The 22,868-nt window shown below is 71.0% G+C and carries 22 protein-coding genes; 20 read left to right on the top strand and 2 right to left on the bottom strand.

The genetic code is table 11. The features are described 5' to 3' along the window. Nucleotides 1-27 precede the first annotated feature (27 nt). The 8 genes from G569_RS54765 (at nt 28) to G569_RS0136920 (ending at nt 11,143) form a co-directional block, all read left to right on the top strand. Nucleotides 28-1,284 (top strand): aldehyde dehydrogenase family protein, encoded by a 1,257-nt coding sequence (locus G569_RS54765; protein WP_053227559.1) that lies wholly within the window; start codon nt 28-30, stop codon nt 1,282-1,284. Nucleotides 1,285-1,353: 69 nt separating this feature from the next. Beyond that, entirely contained in the window at nt 1,354-2,397 is a 1,044-nt protein-coding gene (locus tag G569_RS0136950; protein ID WP_084286148.1) for a PspC domain-containing protein, read from the top strand. A gap of 67 nt (nt 2,398-2,464) precedes the next feature. Then, a complete protein-coding gene (locus G569_RS63325; protein ID WP_157592564.1) occupies nt 2,465-2,641 on the top strand; it encodes a LiaI-LiaF-like domain-containing protein in 177 nt (58 codons plus the stop codon). Beyond that, nucleotides 2,638-3,816 carry an ATP-binding protein gene (locus G569_RS64965; protein WP_053227558.1) on the top strand — a complete coding sequence of 393 codons (1,179 nt, stop codon included), beginning with the start codon at nt 2,638-2,640 and terminating at the stop codon, nt 3,814-3,816. The genes G569_RS63325 and G569_RS64965 overlap by 4 nt, the downstream gene beginning before the upstream one ends. Next, on the top strand, nt 3,813-4,448 hold the full coding sequence (locus G569_RS64960; protein WP_028067133.1) for a response regulator: 636 nt from the start codon (nt 3,813-3,815) through the stop codon (nt 4,446-4,448). The genes G569_RS64965 and G569_RS64960 overlap by 4 nt, the downstream gene beginning before the upstream one ends. Nucleotides 4,449-4,569: 121 nt before the next feature. After that, nucleotides 4,570-8,688, top strand: a complete 4,119-nt coding sequence (locus tag G569_RS59855; protein WP_028067132.1) for a ThuA domain-containing protein — start codon at nt 4,570-4,572, stop codon at nt 8,686-8,688. A gap of 24 nt (nt 8,689-8,712) precedes the next feature. Further along, entirely contained in the window at nt 8,713-9,258 is a 546-nt protein-coding gene (locus G569_RS54755; RefSeq protein ID WP_053227556.1) for a uracil-DNA glycosylase, read from the top strand. 10 nt (nt 9,259-9,268) lie between these two features. Next, on the top strand, nt 9,269-11,143 hold the full coding sequence (locus tag G569_RS0136920; RefSeq protein WP_157592563.1) for a TolB family protein: 1,875 nt from the start codon (nt 9,269-9,271) through the stop codon (nt 11,141-11,143). A gap of 143 nt (nt 11,144-11,286) precedes the next feature. On the opposite strand, the gene G569_RS0136915 is transcribed toward G569_RS0136920, so the two are convergent. Further along, complete coding sequence (locus G569_RS0136915) at nt 11,287-11,949, bottom strand: HAD family hydrolase (protein WP_028067130.1); 663 nt, start codon at nt 11,947-11,949, stop codon at nt 11,287-11,289. Nucleotides 11,950-11,972: 23 nt separating this feature from the next. Here G569_RS0136915 and G569_RS0136910 point away from each other — a divergent pair, with 23 nt between their 5' ends. Beyond that, nucleotides 11,973-12,569, top strand: coding sequence for a class I SAM-dependent DNA methyltransferase (locus G569_RS0136910; RefSeq protein ID WP_028067129.1), 597 nt, complete (start codon nt 11,973-11,975; stop codon nt 12,567-12,569). Here the strand turns inward: G569_RS0136910 and G569_RS0136905 are convergent. Then, nucleotides 12,544-13,629: an FAD-dependent oxidoreductase gene (locus G569_RS0136905; RefSeq protein WP_084286146.1), complete on the bottom strand. Its 1,086-nt coding sequence runs from the start codon at nt 13,627-13,629 to the stop codon at nt 12,544-12,546. The two genes, G569_RS0136910 and G569_RS0136905, sit on opposite strands and share 26 nt — an antisense overlap. A 41-nt stretch (nt 13,630-13,670) precedes the next feature. On the opposite strand from G569_RS0136905, the gene G569_RS59850 reads away from it, so the two are divergent. The 11 genes from G569_RS59850 (at nt 13,671) to G569_RS0136850 (ending at nt 22,760) form a co-directional block, all read left to right on the top strand. After that, on the top strand, nt 13,671-14,315 hold the full coding sequence (locus tag G569_RS59850; RefSeq protein WP_053227555.1) for a M14 family zinc carboxypeptidase: 645 nt from the start codon (nt 13,671-13,673) through the stop codon (nt 14,313-14,315). Beyond that, nucleotides 14,312-14,857 carry a histidine phosphatase family protein gene (locus G569_RS0136895; RefSeq protein WP_028067127.1) on the top strand — a complete coding sequence of 182 codons (546 nt, stop codon included), beginning with the start codon at nt 14,312-14,314 and terminating at the stop codon, nt 14,855-14,857. The genes G569_RS59850 and G569_RS0136895 overlap by 4 nt, the downstream gene beginning before the upstream one ends. 82 nt (nt 14,858-14,939) lie before the next feature. Beyond that, nucleotides 14,940-16,202: a branched-chain amino acid ABC transporter substrate-binding protein gene (locus G569_RS54745; protein ID WP_084286144.1), complete on the top strand. Its 1,263-nt coding sequence runs from the start codon at nt 14,940-14,942 to the stop codon at nt 16,200-16,202. Nucleotides 16,203-16,251: 49 nt separating this feature from the next. After that, nucleotides 16,252-17,148, top strand: coding sequence for a methionine ABC transporter ATP-binding protein (locus G569_RS54740; protein WP_053227553.1), 897 nt, complete (start codon nt 16,252-16,254; stop codon nt 17,146-17,148). Next, on the top strand, nt 17,145-17,798 hold the full coding sequence (locus tag G569_RS0136880; protein WP_028067126.1) for a methionine ABC transporter permease: 654 nt from the start codon (nt 17,145-17,147) through the stop codon (nt 17,796-17,798). Before G569_RS54740 ends, G569_RS0136880 begins: the two co-directional genes overlap by 4 nt. Before the next feature lie 10 nt (nt 17,799-17,808). Continuing rightward, nucleotides 17,809-18,624 (top strand): MetQ/NlpA family ABC transporter substrate-binding protein, encoded by an 816-nt coding sequence (locus tag G569_RS0136875; RefSeq protein WP_028067125.1) that lies wholly within the window; start codon nt 17,809-17,811, stop codon nt 18,622-18,624. Nucleotides 18,625-18,641: 17 nt separating this feature from the next. Continuing rightward, nucleotides 18,642-19,103 (top strand): RrF2 family transcriptional regulator, encoded by a 462-nt coding sequence (locus G569_RS0136870; protein WP_028067124.1) that lies wholly within the window; start codon nt 18,642-18,644, stop codon nt 19,101-19,103. An 85-nt stretch (nt 19,104-19,188) separates the two neighbouring features. Continuing rightward, entirely contained in the window at nt 19,189-20,226 is a 1,038-nt protein-coding gene (locus tag G569_RS0136865) for a sulfate ABC transporter substrate-binding protein (RefSeq protein ID WP_028067123.1), read from the top strand. A 4-nt stretch (nt 20,227-20,230) separates the two neighbouring features. Continuing rightward, nucleotides 20,231-21,043: a sulfate ABC transporter permease subunit CysT gene (cysT, locus tag G569_RS0136860; RefSeq protein WP_028067122.1), complete on the top strand. Its 813-nt coding sequence runs from the start codon at nt 20,231-20,233 to the stop codon at nt 21,041-21,043. Beyond that, on the top strand, nt 21,040-21,810 hold the full coding sequence (locus G569_RS0136855; protein WP_028067121.1) for a sulfate ABC transporter permease: 771 nt from the start codon (nt 21,040-21,042) through the stop codon (nt 21,808-21,810). Before cysT ends, G569_RS0136855 begins: the two co-directional genes overlap by 4 nt. Next, nucleotides 21,807-22,760: a sulfate/molybdate ABC transporter ATP-binding protein gene (locus tag G569_RS0136850; protein WP_028067120.1), complete on the top strand. Its 954-nt coding sequence runs from the start codon at nt 21,807-21,809 to the stop codon at nt 22,758-22,760. The genes G569_RS0136855 and G569_RS0136850 overlap by 4 nt, the downstream gene beginning before the upstream one ends. Nucleotides 22,761-22,868: the final 108 nt, after the last annotated feature.

Below are 22,868 nucleotides of genomic sequence, written 5' to 3'. Positions count from 1 at the left end.
GGGTCGGGGGGTAGCCAAATGGCCAGGGTGCTCCAAACGCGTGTCATCAGCCGGGTTCCCGAGCTCGCGGTTCTCGACCCGGCCACCGGCGAGCCGATCGGCCACATCCCGGCCGGAGGGGTCCCCGAGGCCAACCACGCCGTGCTAAGCGCGCGCGCCGCGCAGGGCGCGTGGGCGCGGATCGCGGCCGACGCGCGCGGCTCGCTCCTGAAGGCCGCGGCACGGCGGGTGCGCGACCACGCCCGCGAGCTGGCGGCGATGCAGACGCTCGAGGCCGGCACGCCGCTCGCGGACTCCCTCGGCGGCGTGGAAGCGGGGATCGGCGCGCTCGAGGCCTACGCCGAGATCGGCCCGCTGGAGCGCGGCCGGCCGCCGCGGGGCGACCTCGTGCTGCGCGACCCACGCGGCGTCGTGGCGATCCTCCTGCCCTGGTGCGACCCGCTCGCGGCGAGCTGCGGCGCGCTCGGCGCGGCGCTCGTGAGCGGCAACGCGGTCGTGCTGAAGCCGTCCGAGAAGGCGCCGCTGGCGGCGGAGCGGCTCACCGAGCTGCTCGACCTCGGCCCGATCCTGCAGCTCCTGCACGGCGACGAACGGGCCGCCCGCCCGCTCAGCACCCACGCGGGCATCGACCTGGTCATGCGCCCGGGCGAGGAGGCCGCGGGCAGCCACCTGGCGATCGTCGACGCGGGCGTCGATCCCGCCTGGGCGGCCGAGCAGGTCGCGATCTCGGCGTTCGCGGGCGCCGGGCAGTCCTGCGGGTCGGTCGAGCGGGTGCACGTCCACCGGGCGGTCGCCGAGCCCTTCCTCGACGCGCTCGCACGGCGCGCGGGAACGCTGCGGGTCGGGCCGGGGATGGACCCGGACACCGAGCTCGGCCCGCTGATCGACGCCGACCATCGCCTGTGGGTGCACCGCCAGGTGCAGGACGCGATCTACGCCGGCGCGGACCTGCACGCGGGCGGCGAGCCGCTGCCCCGCCCGGGGTTCTTCTACCCGCCCACGGTCCTCTCCGGCGCCCCCGACGACTCCCTGGTCCACTGCGGCGAGACCCGCGGCCCCGTCGTGACGATCCGCGTCGCCGAGACCTTCGACGAGGCCCTCCACGCGGGGCGCGTCGGCCTCGCCAGCGTCCTCACGCCCTCCCAGTCACACGCCCAACGCGCCTGGCGCGAGCTCCCCGCCCGCACCGTCTCGATCAACAGCGTCTTCCGCGCCGGCCGCACCGCCGCCGAGCCCGAGCTCCTCGACGCCGTCACCCGCACCAAAGTCGTCCACCTGGCATAGGGAGATCTCAGGGTCACCTAGGGTGATCCCCAATGGCGCGCACGCGTTCGCGACGGCAGCCTGTGGGCCATGCCCCCCACAGGTGATGATCCCCAGATGGTCCCGCAGGACCCGCTTCCCGGTCCGGAGGACGTGCCGGGCGCGCGCAAGCTCACCCGCTCGACGACGGACAAGCACGTGTGGGGTGTGGCGGGCGGCCTGGGCCGCTACTTCGGGATCGACCCGGTCATCGTCCGTGTGGCGTTCGCCGCCGCGACGCTCGTCAGCGGCATCGGCCTGATCGCCTACGTCGCGCTGCGGCTGCTGCTGCCGACCGACACCGGGGAGCCGCCGTGGATGGAGGGGCGGTCGCGGACGACGACGATCATCGTCACCGGGGTCCTGTCGTTGATCGCGCTGACGACCGTGCGGGGGCCGGGCTTCTTCATCGGCCCGGGCCTGTTCGCCGTCGCGGCGTGCAGCGTCGCCGGGCTCGTGCTCTACCGCGGCTTCGGTGGAACCGTGCGCGACGACCCGGCGCGGGCGATCGCGCGGGCCACGCTCGTGCTGATCGCGCTCGTGGCGATGCTCGGCGCGGCCACGGGCATCGGCCTGATCGCGGCGATCGGCGGGGGCGTCGCGGTCGCGATCATCGCCATCTGCGCGGGCCTCGGGCTCGTGGCCGCCGGGATGCTGGGCGGGCCGCGATGGCTCATCCTTCCCGTCGTCGTGCTCGTCCTGCCGCTCGCCGTCGTCTCCGCCGCCGACATCGACCTGCGCGGCGGCGTGGGCGAGCGCGAGATCCGCCCCGCAACCGTTGCCGACCTGCAGCCGCAGTACAAGCTCGGCGTCGGCCACCTCGACCTCGACCTGCGCCGGATCGAGCTTCCGGCGCGGACGACGCAACTCAACGTGAAGCTCGGCATGGGCGAGGCGCGCGTGCGCGTCCCGGCCGGGACCTGCGTGGTCACCGACGCGAAGATCGGCGTCGGCGCCGCCGACCTGCCCGAGCGGGCGGGCCAGGGCTTCGATATCGCGATCGACCACGGGACGGCGGGCATGAAGACGTTGAAGGTCAACGCCGACATCGGCGTCGGACACCTCCTGATCGACAACGCGGAGCGCTGCACGTGATCCTGACCAGCGGTCACGACGGGCTCGGCCGCGGGTTTCAGGGTCCCCCTTTTGGGAGCGGCGTCCGATGAAGCGTGCGCGTGCCGATCGCACCCTGATCGCCGCCGGTCTGGCGACGGTCGCGCTCGGCACGCTGCTGCTGCTCGATCGCACCGGCGTCATCGATGTCCGCTTCGACTACATGCTCCCGGCGGTGCTGGCCGCGATCGGCGCCGTCCTGCTCGCCGCGGGGCTCTTCGAGTGAGCACCACGCCGGTCCCGCTCACCAGGACGCCCTCGACCGGCGTCATCGCCGGCGTGTGTTCCGGCTTCGCCGCCCGCCTCGGCATCGATCCGATCCTGATCCGGATCGGGTTCGTGCTCACCCTCGCCGCGGGCGGCGTCGGCATCCCGCTGTACATCATCGCCTGGGCGTTCATCCCCGCCGAAGGGCCGGAGCGACCCGTCGTCGCCCGCCTGCTCAACCGCCGCGACACCTGGCTGGTGGCGGCCGGGATGGGCTGCCTGACGCTCGCCGCCGTGCTCGTGCTGCGCAACTGGGGCCTCTGGTTCGGCGACCGGATCACCTGGCCGTTCGTGGTCGTCGCCGCCGGCGGCGCGCTGATCTGGCGCCAGTCGCAGGCGGCCGCGGAGCCGGACGAGCCCAAGACGCAGCGCACCGAGCTTCCGCGCACCGCGATGAACCGCGCCGGCGTGGGGGCCGCGCTGGTGATCGGCGGCGCGCTGCTCTTCCTCAGCCTCAACGACTCGCTCGCGCCCGCCCGCGACGTCGTCCTGCCGATCGCGGTCGTCCTGATCGCCTTCACGATCATCCTCGCGCCCTGGTGGATCCGGCTCGTCCAGGGCCTCGCCCACGAGCGCGCCGAGCGCATCCGCAGCCAGGAGCGCGCCGAGGTCGCCGCCCACCTGCACGACAGCGTCCTGCAGACGCTCGCGCTGGTCCAGAAGCGCGCCGACGACCCGCGCGAGGTTGCCGCCCTCGCCCGCCGTCAGGAGCGCGAGCTGCGCGCCTGGCTGAACAACACCCGCCCCGCCGGCACCGCCACGCTGGCGGGCGCGCTGGAGTCCGCGGCCGCCGAGGTCGAGGCCGACCACCACGTGCCGATCGAGGTCGTGACCGTCGGCGACGGCCCGCTCGACGAGCGCGCCGCCGCGCTGGTGGCGGCGGCCCGGGAAGCCCTCGTGAACGCGAGCAAGTTCGCCGGCCCCGAGCCGATCTCGCTCTACGCCGAGGTCGAGAACGGCCGCGCGGAGGTCTTCGTCCGCGACCGCGGTCCGGGATTCGACCCGGACGCGACGGGAGAGGACCGCCGCGGCGTCAAGGACTCGATAATCGGACGCATGGAACGCCACGGCGGGCACGCGACCATCCACTCCAACCCGGGCTCCGGCACCGAGGTCGAGCTGGTGATGGAGTGACGAGCGTCTTCATCGTCGACGACCACTCGCTCTTCCGCGCGGGCGTCAAGTCCGAGCTCGAGGGCCTCGTGGAGATCCTGGGCGACGCGCCCACGGTCGAGGAGGCGATCGAGCGGATCGTCGAGCTCGAGCCCGACGTCGTCCTGCTCGACGTCCACATGCCGGGCGGCGGCGGCCTCGAGGTGATCCGCCAGGTCGCGGAGAAGCGGCCCGCGCAGCGCTTCCTCGCGCTCAGCGTCTCGGACGCGCCCGAGGACGTGATCGCGATCATCCGCGCCGGCGCGCGCGGCTACGTCACCAAGACGATCTCCGGCACCGAGCTGGCCGACGCCGTCAAGCGGATCGCCGACGGCGACGCGGTCTTCTCCCCGCGCCTGGCCGGGTTCGTGCTCGACGCCTTCGCCACGATCACGCCCGCCGAGGTCGACCCCGAGCTCGACCAACTCACCCCGCGCGAGCGGGAAGTCCTGCGCCACATCGCCCGGGGCTACATGTACAAGGAGATCGCCGCGCGGCTGAACATCTCCACGAAGACCGTCGAGGCCCACGTCTCGGCCGTCCTGCGCAAGCTGCAACTTTCCTCCCGCCACGAGCTCTCCCGCTGGGCCGTGCAGCGTCGACTGGTCGACTAAAAACGCTCTCATCTTGACTTCATGAGAACTTCGGGAGATGCTTCCTCCCGAAGTAGTTCTCATCCAGTTCTAACGGTGCGCGCTTAGGACCGGATACAGACCAAAGGGGGAGAAGTTCAGGATGGGTCGTAGAACCTGGCGCCGGCGCGCCGGGCTGGCCGCCGCATGCGCGGTGCTGCCATTCGCCGCCGCCGTCGACGCCGCGTCCGCTCAGTCGGACCCGTACAGCGTCCTCGTCTTCACCAAGAACGCGACCGTGGGCGCCGCTGAGGGCGTGGCCGCCCTGCAGGCCGCCGCCCCGCCCGGGGCGTCGTTCGACGTGAGCAACGACGCGAGCAAGTTCACCGACGCGGGGCTCGCCCCGTACAAGGCCGTCGTGTTCCTCAACACGACCGGCGACGTGCTCGACGCGAGCCAGGAGGCCGCGTTCGAGAAGTACTTCCGTGGCGGAGGCGGTTTCCTCGGCATCGGCGCGGCGATCACCACCGAGCCGAGCTCGACGTTCTTCAGCAACATCCTCGGCACCCGCGCCGTGGGCGAGCCGACGACCGCGCAGCTGGCGACGGTCAAGGTCGCCGACCGCGGCCACGCGGCCGGCGGCAAGGCGCTGCCGGAGCGCTGGGAGCGCACGGACCGCTGGTACAACTTCGACCCGGCGACGACGCTGCGCGGGGTCTCGCACATCATCGCGACCGTCGACGAGAACACGTACGTCGGCGGCAACACGATGGCGCTGGACACGCCCCGCACCAACGACCACCCCGTGGTCTGGTGCAAGGACTACCAGGGCGGCCGCTCCTTCTACACGGCGCTGGGCAACACCACCGACGGCTTCGCCAACGCGCAGTTCCGCAGCCACCTCGGCGGCGCCGTCCAGTGGGCGGCCGGCAAGGCCGACGCGGTCTACAGCGACTGCGGCGCGACCGTGCTCGCGAACTATCAGCAGACCAAGATCAGCGCCCCGCCGAACCTGAACGAGCCGATCGGCTTCGACCAGCTCCCGGACGGCCGCATCATCCAGACCGCCCGCGCGGGCCAGGTGCGCCTGCACGACCCGGTCGCCGGGACGTCGCAGATCATCGCCAACATCCCGGTCTACACCAACTCCGAGGACGGCCTCTACGGCCCGGCGGTCGACAACGACTTCGCCACCAACAAGTGGGTGTACCTGTACTACGCGCCGCCGACCGTCCGCATCAAGAAGTGCGACGGCACGATGGCCGACGTGACCACCCCGACCGGCTCGGCGCCGAACCTCTCCGCCGATCCGTGCGTGTGGACGGACACGTGGGCGGGCTACTTCCAGCTCTCCCGCTTCAAGTTCGTCGACGGCCCGACGCCGTCGCTGGACCTCGCGTCCGAGCAGAAGATCATGCAGGTGGCCAACAACCGCGGCGCGTGCTGCCACGTCGCGGGCGACATCGACTTCGACAAGGACAACAACCTGTGGATGGTCACGGGTGACGACACGCCGGCCGGCGGCGGCAACTCCGGCGGCTTCGGGCCGTTCAACGACCTGATCACGTCCGAGCAGCAGACCGTGCGCGTCAACAACGCCACGGGCGGCACGTTCACGCTGACCTTCGACGGCCAGACGACCGCGCCGATCCCGTTCAACGCGACCAACGCGCAGACCCGGGCCGCGCTCGAGGCGCTGAGCAACATCGGCGACTTCGACATCGGCGTCACCGGCAACGCGATCAACACCGCCAACCAGGTCGTCGGCTTCGACGGCCAGTTCGCCCGCCAGGACGTGCCGCTCCTGACCGCGAACACGAGCGGCCTGACCGGCACCGGCGCGGCCGTGGCGATCGCGACGTCGCAGCTGCCGAACCTCTACCAGGCGCCGCACGTCGACGCCCGCCGCACGTCCCAGAACACGAACGACCTCCGCGGCAAGGTGCTGCGCATCAAGGTCGGAGCCGACGGGTCGTACACGATCCCGGCCGGCAACATGTTCCCGGCCGGAACCGCGAAGACCCGTCCCGAGATCTACGCGATGGGCTTCCGCAACCCGTACCGGATCCAGGTCGACTCCAAGGGCGTCGCCTACATCACCGACTACTCGCCGGACTCCAACGTCCCCGAGAACTTCCGCGGCCCGGCCGGCACCGGCCGCGTCGAGATCGTGACCAAGCCGTCCAACTACGGCTGGCCGCTCTGCTACGCGCCCAACCTGCCGTACTACCGCTGGAACTTCAACAACTCGCGCCCGCTCGACCAGACGCCCCAGGCGCACAACTGCGGTGACCCGACCCGCGGTCCGCAGAACACCTCGCGCTGGGTCGCCAACGGCGGTCCGGCGGTCGAGCCGGGCCTCGAGTACGCGCCGCCGATCGTCCAGCCGGACATCTGGTACTCGTACCGCGACAACACCCCCGGCTCGCTGCTCGGCACGCCGTGCCTGGCCTACTACGACGGTTCCAACGGGACCTGCCCGCGGCTCTTCCCGGAGCTGTTCACGGGCGGCGTGGCCCCGCACGGCGCCGCGACGTACGAGTTCAACGCGGCCAACCCGAACAAGAAGAAGTTCCCGCCCTACTACGACAACTCGATGTTCCTGGGCGAGTTCGGCCAGGACACGCTGCGCGAGGTCAAGCTCGACTCGCAGGGCAAGATCCTGAAGATCAACCAGCTGCTCAACTGCGGCGCGGTGCAGACCAACCGCACCCAGCCGTTCGAGTGCGACAACCCCAACGACATGCAGTTCGGTGCCGACGGGGCGTTCTACCTGCTGACGTACGGTGACGGCTTCTTCGCCGCCAACCCGGACGCCGGCATGTACAAGTGGGAGTACGTCAAGGGCCAGCGTGCGCCCAACGCCGTGCTCAACACGAACCGGACCGACGGCCCGGCGCCGCTGACGGTGAACTTCACCTCGACCGGCACGACCGACGCCGACCCCGGCGACGCGCTCACCTACGAGTGGGACTTCACCAACGACGGCACGGTCGACGCGACCACGCCGAACGCCACCCACACGTACACCGCCAACGGCGTCTACACGGCGAAGCTGACCGTGAAGGACTCCTCGGGCAACCAGGACATCAAGTCCACCGTGATCACCGTCGGCAACACGTCGCCGACGATCACGATCCAGATCCCGACCGACGGTGACTTCTTCGAGTGGGGCCAGCGGATCCCGTACCGCGTCACGGTCACCGACCCGGAGGACGGCACGGTCGACTGCTCCAAGGTCAAGGCCACGTTCGTGCTCCTGCACAACGAGCACGGCCACGGCGAGGACGAGAAGCTCGGCTGCTCGGGCTGGCTCGACACGCTCGCCGAGGACGCCTCTCACGGCGGCTACATCGCCGGCGGCATCTCCGTCGAGTACACCGACAAGGGCGGCGCCGGGTCGACCCCGCCGCTGACGACGGTCAAGCAGCACGTGGTGCAGGTCCACCGCCAGCAGCTCGAGTACGCGCTGGAGGAGTCCGGCACCACGCTGGCCACCATCCCGGCGGGCGAGACCGATCCGGGCGGCGGACAGGTGCGCAGCGGCATCGATCCGGGCGACTGGATCGCGCTCAACCGCGGCTACAACCTGACCAACGCGGACAAGAAGATCACGTTCCGCTACGCGGGCGGCGCGGCCACCCAGGCCGTCGGCCAGGACCGCATGATCGTCGACATCCGCACCGGCTCGCAGACGGGCCCGATCGTCCAGACGGTCGCGCTGAAGTCGACGGGCACGAACAACAACACGTACACGAACCAGACGTTCGATCTGAACTTCTCGGGTACGCAGCGTCTGTTCTTCACGTTCCGCGCGGCCACGGGCACCGGCGCGCCGACGACGACGCTCGGCAACATCAACTGGGTCGAGTTCTCCGGCCCGGGCGTGGGCATCGATCCGGGCTTCTTCCCGGAGGTGCCGAGCACGGTCGGCGGCAACGTGCCGGCGACGCTGGCGCTCTCGCTGGGCGCGCCGGCGAGCTTCGGGGCCTTCACCCCGGGCCTGGCCAAGGAGTACACGGCGTCGACGACGGCGAACGTGCTCTCCACGGCGGGTGACGCGGCGCTGAGCGTCGCGCCGTCCCCGGCCTACCTGGCCAACGGCGCGTTCACGCTGCCGGAGCCGCTGCAGGTCGCGTTCAGCAAGTCGAGCTGGACGGCGCCGGTGTCGAACGAGTCGGTGACGATCTCGTTCAAGCAGCAGATCAAGGCGACCGACGCGCTGCGGACGGGGGCGTACTCGAAGACGCTCACGTTCACGTTGTCGACGACGACGCCGTAAGGGTGGCTAAGGTCGGCGGTCGCCATGACCGCCGACCTGCTGCTCCTGCGCGACGAGATCGTGGCCCACACGGGCTGTGACTTCGAACCGTGCATGACCGCGTCGCGGATGGTTCCCGGGGAAGGGAATCCCGCGGCGCGGGTCATGTTCGTGGGCGAGGCGCCGGGCGCGACCGAGGACCAGCTCGGACGCCCGTTCGTCGGCCGCGCGGGCAAGCTCCTCGACGAGCTGCTCGCCGAGGCGGGGTTGGTCCGGGAGGACGTCTGGATCACCAACGTGGTCAAGGCGCGCCCGCCGAAGAACCGCGACCCCAAGCCCGCGGAGATCGCCCACTGCATGCCGTGGCTGGAGCGCGAGCGCGAGCTGATCGCTCCGCGCTTCGTGGTGCCGCTGGGGCGCCATGCTTTGAAGCACTTCGCGCCCGACGCGAAGATCGCCGAGGTCCACGGGCAGCTGCTCGACGACTGGCTGTTCCCGCTCTACCACCCCGCGGCGGCGATCTACAACCGGTCGCTGCGCGAGACGCTGTTCGCGGACGCGCGGGAGTTGGGCGACCGGCTGCGGGAGTAGGCTCGCGGCCATGAGGGTGGCGTTGGCGTTGCTGGTCGCGTTGTTGATGGCCCCGACGGCGTACGCGCAGGGCGCCAAGCCGCAGACGCAGTCGCTGGACTCCGAGGCGCCGCCGGGCTCGCCGCCCCACTGGCTGCCGAACGAGACGTGGGTGATGCAGCACTGGCTGCCCTACGACGAGACGCGGCTCTACTCGCTCCTGGGCGTGACGCGCGGGGACGTGTGGCGCTGGCTGCGCGACGACACGCGCAACCTCGCCGGGCTGGCCGCGCTGCACGGCTGGGAGGCGCAAGACCTCGCGCGCGAGCTGGTGAAGCCCTGGCAGGGCAAGCTGCACGAGCCGGGGCGGATGGCGCTGCTCGAGTCCAGGGCGCTGCGGACCTTGACGCAGGGCCACCTCTCGCAGCACATCTTCTTCCACTCGCTGCACCAGGACGCGATCCCGGACGCCGCGCCGGCCATCTTCGGCACCTCGACGACGCGGTTCCGCTACCTGCGGCGCTCGGAGCTCTCGCCGCTGATGATCTGCCGCCTGAACGGCAAGTCGCGAGCGCACGCGCAGGGCGCCGCCGAGCAGACGTTGCGCGACATGGTGCAGCGCGGCGTCCGCGGGCGGGCGATCCCGCCATCGCAGGCACGACGGCTGCTCGCCCGCCAGCTCCGCCAGGTCCCGCGCTGGCTGCAGCAGACGCGCTACAACGGCCCGCCGCCGCTCAAGCAGCCGCGCGGCTCGATCGCCACCGCCTCCAACTACTCCAACAACGCCGTGCTCGCGGCCGACGGCGAGCACGTCGCGTACGAGTCCTACGACGCGAAGCTGGCCACGGCCAAGGCGCGCGGGGAGATCAGCGTCGCCACCGGTGCGCTCGGCGCCGTCGCCGCGCTGCGGTCGGCCGAGCGGCGCACCCCGCGCTCGGCCTACAACCCGGCCGTGTCGGGGGACGGGCGCTACGTCGCGTTCGAGTCGGCGGAGGGCAACCTGAACTTCGCCAAGCGCTACGGCCAGATGCGCGTCTACGTGACCGACACGAAGACCGGGCGGTCCCAGCTCGCGTCGCTCGGCATCGACTTCTCGCGCGACCACCACTCCGCGTACAACCCGTCGCTGTCGGCGGACGGGCGGACGGTCGCGTACGAGACGTCGGAGTCGTCGCGCGGGGCGCTCGACGTGTGGGTGGCGGACCTGCGCCGTGGGCGCGCGACGCGGGTGGTGCCGCCGGCGGGCGCGGGCGATATCTACGAGCCCGCGCTCTCGCCGGACGGCCGCTATCTCGCGTTCACGGCCGTCGACGGCGTGTTCCTGCGCGACCTGGCGGCGGGGGTGACGACGCGCGTGTCCTCCGGGGACGCGTGGGACCCGGTCGTGAGCCGCGGCGGCAGCCGGGTCGCGTTCACGCGCGGGCCCCGCGTGATCGTCCACGACACGGCGTCGGGCGCCGACACCGTCGTCGCGCCCCCGGCCGCGTCGTCCTCGGCCGCCGAGCCGTCGCTCTCCGACGACGGGACGCGGGTCGCGTTCACGGCCCGCGGCGCGGGAGAGGACGACACCGGCGTCTACGTGCGCGACCTGGACGCGGGCACGACCGTGCTCGCCTCACGCGCCTCGGGCGTCGCCGGCGCGCCGGCCTTCGGCGGCTCCTCGCACCCATCATTGAGCGCCGACGGCACGCGCGTCGCGTTCACCTCCGACGCCTACAACCTCTCGCCCGCCAAGTGCAACCCGGCGCGCGGGATCTTCCTCCGCGATCTCACGACGCAGACCACGACGCTCGTCTCGTCCGGCGACGGCCTGAACCGGGGGATCGGCCCGACGAAGGGGTCAGGCGGCGAGAGCTCGATGCGGATCGCGCTCCTTTGTGCGGGGCAGGGGTTCGCCGAAGCGTGATCGGCCCGCCTGATGTGGTGCAGCCGCCAGTGACACGTGACGCACGCGCTCGCGATGCGGCCCTCTGGGCCGTGAGCAGCGCGGGTGGCGCGAGGCGCTGCGGATGTGCTGCAGCAGGTGTGCCGGGACGCTTCGGCGGGCCCCTAGACGCCGAGTTCGTCGAGCGAGCTCTGAAGCTCGGCGGCGTCGCGGTAGACGCGGTACGCGCCCGCGCCCTGCAACTCGTCGGCGCCGTAGCCGCCTGAGAGCAGGCCGATGCTCAGCATCCGCGCGCGGCGGGCGGCCAGCAGGTCCCACACGGCGTCGCCGATCACGTAGCAGTCCTCGGGCTCGACGTTCAGTCGCCGCGCGCACTCGAGGAACAGGTCTGGCTCGGGCTTGGCGCGGGCGACGTCGCCGCGCTGGACGACGACCATGTCGTCCGGCACCTCGAGCGCGGCGAGGCTCGCGTCGATGCCGGGCCGGCTGCCCGAGGTGGCGATGCCGTGGGTGACGCCGCGGTTGCGCAACTCGACGAGGATCTCCTTCGCGCCCGGCAGCGGGCGGCGTTCGTCGGCCGGGAGCATCTCGCGGAACAGGCGGTCGTGGACGGCCTGGAGGTCGCGCGCCTGCTCGTCCGAGAGGTCGTGACCGATCTCGCGGCTGACCGCGCGGGTGAACAGGCCGCCGCTCATCCCGATCTTGCGGTGGATGCGCCAGCCGTCGATCGACATGTCGGCTTCCAGGAACGCCTTCTGCCAGGAGAACACGTGGGCGTAGACGGTGTCGATGAGCGTTCCGTCGAGGTCGAAGATCAACGCGGGCATCGTTCCTGCCACGCTAGCGGGTGATGAATGCGGCGATGCGGGCGTACTACGAGAAGCGGGCGGCGGAATACGACGATTGGTGGCTCGGGGCGGGGCTCTTCGAGCAGCGCGACCGGCCGGGCTGGTACCAGGACGTGTCCGCGTTGATCGACGTGCTGCTGGCGCTGCCGCCGGCGCGGACGCTCGACCTCGCGTGCGGGACCGGCTTCATCACCCGCCATCTCCCGGGCGAGGTGCACGGCGTCGACCAGAGCGCGGCGATGATCGAGATCGCGGGCGCGCGCTGCAAGGACGCGACGTTCGAGGTCGGCGACGCGCTGGCGCCGCGGCCGGGCTACACGCGGATCTTCTCGTCGCACTTCTACGGGCATCTCGATGCCGACCAGCGTGAGGCGCTGAACGCGCTGCCGCGTGACGAGCTCGTGATCGTCGACTCCGCGCTGCGGCCCGACGGCCGGCCCGAGGCGTGGCAGGAGCGGGTGCTCGACGACGGCTCGACACACGCGGTCTACAAGCGCTGGTTCACCGGCGCCGGGCTCGCGGAGGAGCTCGGCGGCGGCGAGGTGCTGCACGACGGCCCGTGGTTCGTGGCCGTCAGAACCGCCAGCCCGCGCCCCTGAGCGAGCGCCCGGCGAGGCCGAAGTGGGCCGGCAGCGCCGCCTTGCCGTCCCAGTCCGCGACGATCCGCTCCGCCAGCGCCGGGCCGTGCTTGAAGCCGCGGCCCGACCCGCCGCCGACGAGCCACACGGACGCGTGGTCGGGGTGCGGCGCGACGATGAAGTGGGTGTCGGCGGAGAGCTCGTAGCGGCACGTCGTGCTCCCGGCCAACGGCGCGTCCGCGAGCGCCGGGAAGCGGGCGGCGAGGTAGTCGCGCGCCCGCTTCTCGCCCGTCTCGCTCGCCGGCGGGAGCTCGGCGTCCGGGTCCAGCGCCGGGCCGGTGTCGTCGCAGGCGACCTTCACGCCGTGCCCGTGCAGGTCGGGCGTGCCGTACATGTTGTGCCCCGGGTCGATCCAGGACGGCACGTCGCGCCAGGCCGGCCCGCCGGCGAAGAAGAACAGCTCCTGCAGCGCCACGCGGACCTCGACCACGTCGGGGAAGAGCGATGACAGCCACCCGCCGCAGCTCCACACGACGCGGTCGCCTTCCAACGCCGCGCCGTCGACCAGGACGGCGTCGCCATGGGGCTTCGCACGGCCGCGGACGAGTTCCGCGCCGCGGGCCTGCGCCTGGGCGACCAGCGCCCGCACCGCCTTCTGCGCCTGCAGCACGCCCGCCTCGGGCTCGTACAGCACCCACGACAGGTCGTCGACGCTCAGGCTCGGGAACCGCTTGGCCGCGTCGTCGACCGACCACCGCTCGGCCGGGATGCCGAGCTCGCGCAAGCTCGCCTCGGACTCCGCCACCCAGTCGTCGTCCGCGTGCGAGAACCAGCACACGCCGGTCTCGGTGAGGACGTCGGCGTCCAGCTCACGCCAGAGCGCCCACGCGCGCCGCGCCATCGCCGTGTAGTCGGTCTCCGCGCCATGCCCGCAGCGGATCAGCCGCGTCTCCCCGCCCGACGTCGCCCGCCGATCGCCGGGCTCGAACTGATCGACGAGCACCACCTCGTCCCCCCGCCCGGCCAGCGTCCACGCCAGCGACGCGCCGAAGACCCCCGCACCCACGATCACCACCCGCACGCACCCAACATAAAGGGGCCTGGCCCCTTTATGTTGCGTGGGTGCTGGTCGCCGCCGCGCTCGCCACGATGGTCATCGGGCACTCCGTGGAGGGGCGCGAGTTGCGGGTCACGCGGGTGGGTGAGGAAGGGGCGGCGGTGAACGTGTTGGTGGTCGGGGACGTGCACGGCAACGAGCCCGCGGGTGAGGCGATCGTGGCGCGATTGCGGTCCGCGGAGGTGGAGGGCGTGACGTTCTGGCTCGTGCGCACGGGCAACCCCGACGGGCGCGCGGCGGACACGCGGCAGAACGCCCGCGGCGTCGACCTGAACCGCAACTTCCCCTGGCGCTGGCGCGGCGGTGCGCGCGGGACCTACTACCCCGGCCCGAAGGCGGGGTCCGAGCCTGAGACGAAGGCGCTGATGCGGCTCGTCCGCCGCGTGCGCCCGCAGCTCGGGATCTACTACCACCAGCACCTCGGCATCACCGTGCGCGCACCGGGCGCCGACCCGGCGATCCAACGTGAGTACGCCCGCCGCACCGGCCTGCCGCTGCGCTCGCTGCCGGCCTATCGCGGCACGGCGATCGGCTGGCAGAACCGCCTCCTGCACGACGGCAGCGCGTTCGTGGTCGAGCTCAAAGCGGGCCGCGCGCCGGCGAAGCGGCACGCGGACGCGGTGATCGCGCTGGCGAGGAGGTTCACGTGATCGTCCTCGCCCGTCACGGCGAGACGGAGTGGAGCGCGTCCGGGCGCCACACGTCGACGACGGACATCCCCCTCACGGAGCGCGGCCGCGATGCCGCGCGCACCCTGCGCGCCCGCCTCGCCGGCCGTGAGTTCGCGCTCGTGCTCGCCTCGCCGCGGCAGCGGGCGGTCGAGACCGCGCGGCTCGCCGGGTACGAGCCCGTGCTCGAGCCGGACCTCGTCGAGCTCGATTACGGGCCATATGAAGGTCGCACGACGGTGGAGATCCGTGAGCAGCGTCCCGGCTGGACCGTGTGGCAGGACCCGGGTGGCGAGACGCTCGCACAGGCGGCGGAGCGGGTGGACCGCGTGATCGCCCGCGCGCTGGCCGCGGGTGGCGACGTCGCGCTGTTCGCCCACGGCCACATCCTGCGGATCCTCGGCGCACGCTGGCTGAACCTGCCGCCGCAGCACGGCGCCGACTTCAAGCTCGACACCGCGACGCTGTCCGAGCTCGGCTTCGAGCACGAGTACCGCGTGTTCGATCGCTGGAACGCGGGCTAACGCAGCCACAACAGTTCCCTCATCGGATCGCAAGGCACGCTGGCGACGATTGCATCGAACAATCCCTTCTGGAGGGGGTTTCATGCAATCACGTTCCATGGCGGCCTCCGGCTGCCTCGTCGCCGTGCTCGGAATCGGCGTCGCCGCCTGTGGTAGCGACAGCTCGAGCACCAAGGCATCGTCGTCCGGAACACCGGCGCCGAAGACGCTGACGATCTACTCGTCGTACCCGCTGCAAGGTGCTGGGCGCGCGCCGTCCGAAGCCGCGGTCAACGGCGCGAAGCTCGCGCTCGAGCAGGCCGGCGGGAAGGCCGGGAACTTCCTGGTCAAGTACGACCCGCTGGACGACTCGACCGCCCAGGCCGGCACCTGGACCCCTGAGCAGACCTCGGCCAACGCGCGCAAGGCGGCGCAGGACAAGTCCACCGCGCTGTACCTCGGCGAGTTCAACTCGGGTGCGAGCGCGGTGTCGATCCCGATCCTCAACGAGGCCGGCATCCCGCAGATCAGCCCGTCGAACACCGCGGTCGGCCTGACCACGAACGACCCGGGCGCGACCCCGGGAGAGCCGGACAAGTACTACCCGACGGGGAAGCGGACGTACGTCCGCATCGTCCCGAAGGACACGATCCAAGGCGCCGCCCTGGCGACGCTGATGAAGCAGGACGGCTGCACCAAGGTGCAGCTGCTCAACGACAAGGAGGTCTACGGCGCAGGCCTCGCGAGCAACATCGAGTCCTCGGCAAAGGCCCAAGGCCTCACCATCTCCTCCAACGAGGCGATCGACAAGAACGCGCCCAACTATCGCTCGCTGGCACAGAACGCCAAGGCCGCCAACGACGACTGCATGGTCTTCGCCGGCATCACCGCCAACAACGCGGTACAGGTGTTCAAGGACTTCGCCGCGGCCCTGCCCAAGGCGAAGCTCTACGGGCCGGACGGCGTCGCCGACACCACCTTCGCCAGCACGAAGGACGGCCTCCCGACCGAGGTCGCCAACCGCACCAAGGTCACGATCGCGACGCTGGACCCGACCGAGTATCCGCCCGCCGGCCAGGAGTTCTTCAAGTCCTACACCGAGAAGTTCGGCGAGCAGAACCCGGACCCGTACGCGATCTATGGGTATGAGGCGATGGAGCTCGCCCTGGACGCGATCAAGCGCTCCGGGACCGGCGACAAGGCCGACATCCTCAAGGCGCTGTTCAACACCAAGGACCGCAAGTCGGTGCTCGGGACGTACTCGATCGACGCCAACGGCGACACGTCGCTGACCGACTACGGCGTCTACTCGATCGCCAACGGCAACCTGAAGTTCGACAAGACGATCAAGGCCGCCGCGGGTTAATAGGTCTAAATCCAATCTGATTTAGTGCCTTTCTATCCTGCCGGGCTCGATGCTCGAGATCCGGCAGTTGAGAAAGGTCTTCCCGAACGGTGTCACCGCGCTCGATGGCGTCGACCTGACCGTCCCTGAGGGCGAGATCGTCGGCGTCATCGGCCGCAGCGGAACCGGCAAGAGCACGCTGATCCGCTGCATCAACCGGTTGGAGGAACCGACCTCCGGCCGAGTCCTGATCGACGGCCGCGACGTGACGACCATGCGCGGCGCCGAGCTGCGCGCCACGCGCCGCCGGATCGGGATGATCTTCCAGCAGTTCAACCTCCTGAGCTCGCGGACGGCGGCCGAGAACGTCGCGCTGCCGTTGGAGATCGCGGGCGTGGACCGTGCCGAGCGCCGGCGCCGCGCGCTGGAGCTGCTCGACCTGGTCGGGCTCGCCGACCGCGCGTCCTCGCACCCCGCGCAACTCTCCGGCGGCCAGAAACAGCGGGTGGGCATCGCCCGCGCGCTGGCGAGCGAGCCCTCGATCCTGCTTTCCGACGAGGCGACGTCCGCGCTCGACGCCGAGACGACGAGCTCGGTGCTCGATCTGCTGCGGGCGATCAACGCCGAGCTGGGCCTCACGGTTCTGCTGATCACGCACGAGCTGGACGTCGTCCGCCGAGTCTGCGACTCGGTCGCGCTGCTCGACGCGGGCAAGGTCGTCGAGCACGGCCCGCTCGGCGAGGTCGTCGCCCGGCGGGACTCACGCCTGGCCGCCGGGTTGCTACCCGCGTTCGGGCGGGTGGAGGTCGGCGACGACGAGACCACGCGCGAGATCGTCCTCCTCGACGACGCCGAGCTGAAGGTGCCGCGCGGCGCGCGCGTCGAAGCGAGCGTCACGGAACGGATCGGCGGGCGGCGCGTGACCCGCGCGCTGCTGGTGGAGTCGCGCCGGAGGCTCGCGGCGTGAACGAGGACACCACTTCCCTGATCTGGCAGGCGACCCGCGAGACGCTCGTGATGGTCGGCATCGCGATGGCGGTGACGATCCCGCTCGGGCTCGCGCTCGGCGTGCTGTTGTTGATCAGCGGCCGCGGGCAGATCCTCGAGCAGCCGCTCCTGAACAGGCTGCTCGGCGCGATCGTCAACGTCGGGCGCTCGGTGCCGTTCATCATCCTGCTGGTCGCGGTGATCCCGCTCACACGGGCACTCGTGGGGACGACGATCGGCACCACCGCCGCGATCGTCCCGCTCGCTCTGGCGACCATCCCCTTCTTCGCGCGGATCGTCGAGACGGCGCTGCGCGAGGTCCCGGGCGGCCTGGTCGAGGCCGCCCTCGCGTCCGGCGCCCGTCGCCGCGACGTGGTCACGAAGGTCCTCATCCCCGAAGCGCTCCCCTCGCTCGTGGCCGGCGTGACCATCACCACCATCGGCGTCCTCGGCTACTCCGCGATGGCGGGTGCGGTGGGCGGCGGTGGCCTGGGCGACGTGGCGATCCGCTACGGCTACCAGCGCTACGAGACCTCCATCACGGTCGCGACCGTGGTCGTCCTCGTGGCCCTCGTCCAGGTCCTGCAGTTCCTCGGCGATCGCTTGGCGAGACGCCTCTCTCATACCTGAAAGGAAACGCATGCGACTCCTCGCACTCGCCCTGGCGACCCTCGCCCTGGGTGTCGCCGCGTGCGGCGGCGACGACGCCAAGCCGGCGGCGAACAGCTCGCCGGACAAGCCGCTCGTGGTGGGCGCCTCCCCCGTTCCCCACGCCGAGATCCTCAACTACATCGCGAAGGACCTGGCGCCCAAGGCCGGCCTGAAGCTCGAGGTCAAGGAGTTCACGGACTACGTGCTCCCGAACACGGCGCTCGTCGACCACCAGCTCGACGCCAACTACTTCCAGACGCCCGCGTACCTGGCCGACCAGGAGAAGGCGCGGGGCTTCAAGGCGGTCTCGATCGTCGGCGTCCACATCGAGCCGCTCGGGATCTACTCCAAGAAGGTCAAGGCACTCACGGAGGTGCCGGACGGCGCCCAGGTGGCAATCCCCAACGACGCCACCAACGAGGCCCGCGCGCTACGCCTACTCGCCGCCAACCAGCTGATCACGCTCAAGGACTCGGGCGAGACCGCGACCGTCCGCGACATCGCGGCCAACCCGAAGAACCTGAAGTTCGCAGAGGTCGAAGCCGCGCAGACGCCGCGCGCGCTCGACGACGCGGACCTCGCCGTCATCAACGGCAACTACGCGCTCGAGGCCAAGCTCACGCCGGCCGAGGACGCGCTCGCGCTCGAGCAGGCGCAGAACAACCCGAACCAGAACATCCTCGTGACGCTCCCTGAGGAGCGCAACGATCCGCGCGTGAAGAAGCTCGCGCAGCTGCTGACGTCACCCGAGGTCAAGCACTTCATCGACTCGAAGTACCGGGGCGCGGTCCTCCCGGCGTTCTAGGAGGTCACAATGCGCGGGTGAAAGTCTCCGCCAAGGCCGATTACGCGGTGCGGGCGGCCGCCGAGCTCGCGGCCGCCCAAGACAAGGGCGCGCCTGTGCGCGCCGAAGCGATCGCGACCGCCCAGGGAATCCCCCAGCGCTTCCTCGAGAACATCCTCTCCGACCTGCGCCACGCCGGACTCGTCCAGAGCGTGCGCGGGGCGGAGGGAGGCCACAGGCTCAACCGCCCGGCGGAGGAGATCACGGTGGCCGACATCATCCGCGCCGTCGACGGTCCGCTCGCCGCGGTGCGTGGCGAACGGCCCGAGGGTGTGACCTACTCCGGGCCCGCCGAGCCGCTGCAGCGCGTGTGGATCGCGGTGCGCAAGAACCTGCGCGACGTGGTCGAGCACGTCACGCTCGCGGACCTCGCCGCGGGGTCGCTGCCGACGCAAGTTGACGCGTTGGCGGACGATCCCGACGCCTGGCATACTCGATAACAGTTATAAATCCCATCGGGTTAGTGGTATTGGGCTAATATGGCGAATCCCAGTCGGGATTTGTCTATTTCAAGGAGCCCTTCCCGTGAAGAACGCCACTGCCTTGGCGGTCGCCCTCCTCGCCCTGGTCGTGGCGGCGTGCGGCGGCGCCAGCGATGAGGTCGGCGGCACCAGCGACACCGCGAAGTCCGCCGCGAGCGGCGGCGGTGGAGCGTCGACGAAGCTGTCGCTCGTCGCCTACGCCGTGCCGAAGGTCGGCTTCGACAAGGTCATCCCCGCGTTCGACGCGACGCCCGAGGGCAAGGGGATCACGTTCAGCCAGTCCTACGGCGCCTCCGGCGACCAGTCGCGCAAGGTCGAGGCCGGCCTGCCGACCGACGTCGTGAACTTCAGCGTCGAGCCCGACGTCACCCGCCTGGTCAAGGCCGGTCTCGTCGATGCGAGCTGGAACCAGAACGAGCACAAGGGCATCCCCTTCGGCTCGGTCGTGACGATCGTGACCCGCAAGGGCAACCCCAAGAACATCACGACGTGGGACGACCTGCTCAAGCCGGGCGTCGAGGTCGTCACGCCCAACCCGTTCTCCTCGGGCAGCGCGAAGTGGAACCTGCTGGCGCCGTACGCCGAGAAGTCCAACGGCGGTGCCGACCCCAAGGCCGGTCTCGCGTACCTGTCGAAGCTGATCGGCGACCACATCAAGGTCCAGCCGAAGTCCGGCCGCGAGGCGACCGAGACCTTCCTGCAGGGCACCGGCGACGTGCTGCTCTCCTACGAGAACGAGGCGCTGTTCGCCGAGCGCTCGGGCGAGGCCGTCGAGCACCACACGCCCGACACGACGTTCAAGATCGAGAACCCGATCGCGGTCGTGAACACCTCCAAGCACCTCGAGCAGGCGAAGGCGTTCGTCGACTTCCAGTACACGCCCGAGGGCCAGAAGGCGTGGGCCGAGGCCGGCTTCCGCCCGGTCGACCCGACGGTCGCGCAGGAGTTCGCCTCCGACTTCCCGGCGCCGAAGAAGCTGTGGACGATCGACGACCTCGGCGGCTGGAGCAAGGTCAACGACGAGCTCTTCGACCCGGACAAGGGCTCGGTGGCCAAGATCTACGACAAGGCGACGAGCTAGTCGCATGGCGGTCGCGCTTCCTCGCCGCCGGGCGCGCGCGAGCACCGGCGCGGCCGTCGGGCCGCTCGGGCTCGGCATCGCGTCACTGTGGCTGAGCGTCATCGTCCTGCTGCCGCTGGCGGCGGTGCTGACGAAGTCGCTCGACAACGGGATCGGCGGGCTGTGGGACGCGATCAACGCGCCCGCGGCCCGCGCCGCGCTGCTGATCACGGTCGTGATCTCGGCGATCGTGGCGCTGATCAACGTCGTCACCGGCACGCTGATCGCGTGGGTGCTGGTGCGCGACGACTTCAAGGGCAAGAACCTCGTCAACGCGATCATCGACCTGCCGTTCGCGCTGCCGACGATCGTCGCGTCGATCGTGCTGCTGAGCCTCTACGGCCCGCGCAGCCCGATCGGGCTCGACCTCTACGCCACGCGGCCCGCGCTGATCGTCGCGCTGGCGTTCGTGACGCTGCCGTTCGTGGTCCGCTCCGTGCAGCCCGTGCTGATGGAGGTCGATCGCGAGGCGGAGGAGGCCGCCGCGTCGCTCGGCGCGGGCGGGTGGACGATCTTCCGTCGCATCATCCTGCCCGCGCTGTACCCGGCGCTGCTCGGCGGCGCGGGGCTCGCGTTCGCGCGCGCCGTCGGCGAGTTCGGAAGCGTCGTGCTGATCGGCGGCGGCATCCCGCGTCAGACCGAGGTCGCGTCGCAGTACATCGCCAAGCAGATCGAGATCGACCGGCCGGCCAACGCCGCGGCGGTGTCGGTGGCGCTGCTGCTGATCTCGTTCGCGGTGCTGTTCGTGATCCGCTTCGTCACGAGGCCGAAGCGATGAAGTACCTCCTGCGCTACAGCGCGCTCGCCTACCTCGGCGCCCTCGTGCTCGTCCCGCTGGGGATGATCCTGTACCGCACCTTCGAGCACGGGTTCGTCGCGTTCTGGGAGTCGGTGTCGACCCCCGCGGCGATCAGCGCGATCACGCTGTCGCTGACGATCGTCGCGATCGTCGTGCCGCTCAACGTCGTCTTCGGCCTCGTCACCGCGCTGGCGCTGGCGCGCGGGGACTTCCGCGGCAAGGGCCTGCTGCAGGCGGTCGTCGACCTGCCGTTCGCGGTCTCGCCGGTGATCGTCGGCGTGTCGCTGATCCTCTTCTGGGGGAGCGGCGGCTGGCTCGACGACGCGATCCCCGTGATCTTCTCGCTGCCGGGCATGGTGCTGGCGACGACCTTCGTGACGCTGCCGTTCGTGGTGCGCGAGGTCGAGCCGGTGCTGCACGAGATCGGCACCGAGCAGGAGGAGGCGGCGGCGACCCTCGGCGCCTCGCGGTGGCAGACGTTCTGGCGGGTCACGCTGCCCGCGATCAAGATCGGCGTCGCCTACGGCGTGGTCTTGACCGTGGCGCGCTCGCTCGGCGAGTTCGGCGCGCTGACCGTCGTCGCCGGCGGCGTGCCCGGCGAGTCGCAGACGCTGACGCTGCTCGTCCACGCCCGCTACATCGACGACCACAACGCCTTCGGCGCGTACTCGGCGTCGACGGTGCTCATGGGCCTCGCGGTCCTGACCCTGATCCTGATGACCACGCTGCAGAGGAGGCGAGCATGATCACCGTGTCGCATGTGACGAAGCGCTTCGGTGACTTCGTCGCCCTGGACGACGTGTCCCTGGAGATCCCCGACGGCTCGCTGACCGCGCTGCTCGGGCCGTCCGGCTCGGGCAAGTCGACACTGCTGCGCATCATCGGCGGGCTCGAGTTCGCCGACTCGGGGTCGGTGGAGATCCACGGCGACGACGTCACCGGCGTCCCGCCGCAGAAGCGCGGCATCGGGTTCGTGTTCCAGCACTACGCGGCCTTCAAGCACATGACCGTGCGTGACAACGTCGCCTTCGGGCTGAAGATCCGCAAGACGCCGAAGGAGCGCATCGACTCGCGGGTCGACGAGCTGCTGACGATCGTCGGGCTCGCGGGGTTCGCCACGCGCTACCCGCAGCAGCTGTCAGGCGGCCAGCGCCAGCGGATGGCGCTCGCCCGCGCGCTCGCCGTCGAGCCGCGCGTGCTGCTGCTCGACGAGCCGTTCGGCGCGTTGGACGCGAAGGTCCGCGCCGAGCTGCGCGAGTGGCTGCGGCGGCTGCACGACGAGGTCCACGTCACCACGCTCCTGGTCACCCACGACCAGGAGGAGGCGATGTCGATCGCCGACAACATCGCGGTGATGGACAACGCCCACATCGAGCAGGTCGGCGGGCCGCGCGAGCTCTATGACCGGCCGGCGAACCAGTTCGTGATGGGCTTCCTCGGCCCGGTAGCGCGCTTCGATCGCTCATTGGTGCGCCCGCACGACATCGCGATCGACCCCGATCCCGACAGCGGCGGCCGCGAGGCGCAGGTCCAGCGGGTCAGCTACCTGGGCTTCGAGGTCCGCGTCGAGCTCCTGCTGCCCGAGGGCGAGCCGGTCTTCGCGCAGCTCACGCGCACCGAGGCCGAGCAGCTCGACCTCAGCGCGGGCGACATTGTCTGGCTGCGGACCGCGGGAGGCACAGCACTCGCGGCCTAGCACTTAGTCCAGGAATCCTGAGCGAGCGTCGGGTACGCTCTCGCACCGATGGGTTTGTTTGACAGGACACGGATGTGCCTGCAGTGTCGCGGGCTGGGAAAGCGGATC

Source organism: Solirubrobacter soli DSM 22325, from assembly GCF_000423665.1.
Taxonomy (GTDB): Bacteria; Actinomycetota; Thermoleophilia; order Solirubrobacterales; family Solirubrobacteraceae; genus Solirubrobacter; species Solirubrobacter soli.
The sequence above is the reverse complement of the archived record's forward strand: the minus strand, read 5'-3'. Positions and strand labels throughout refer to the sequence as shown.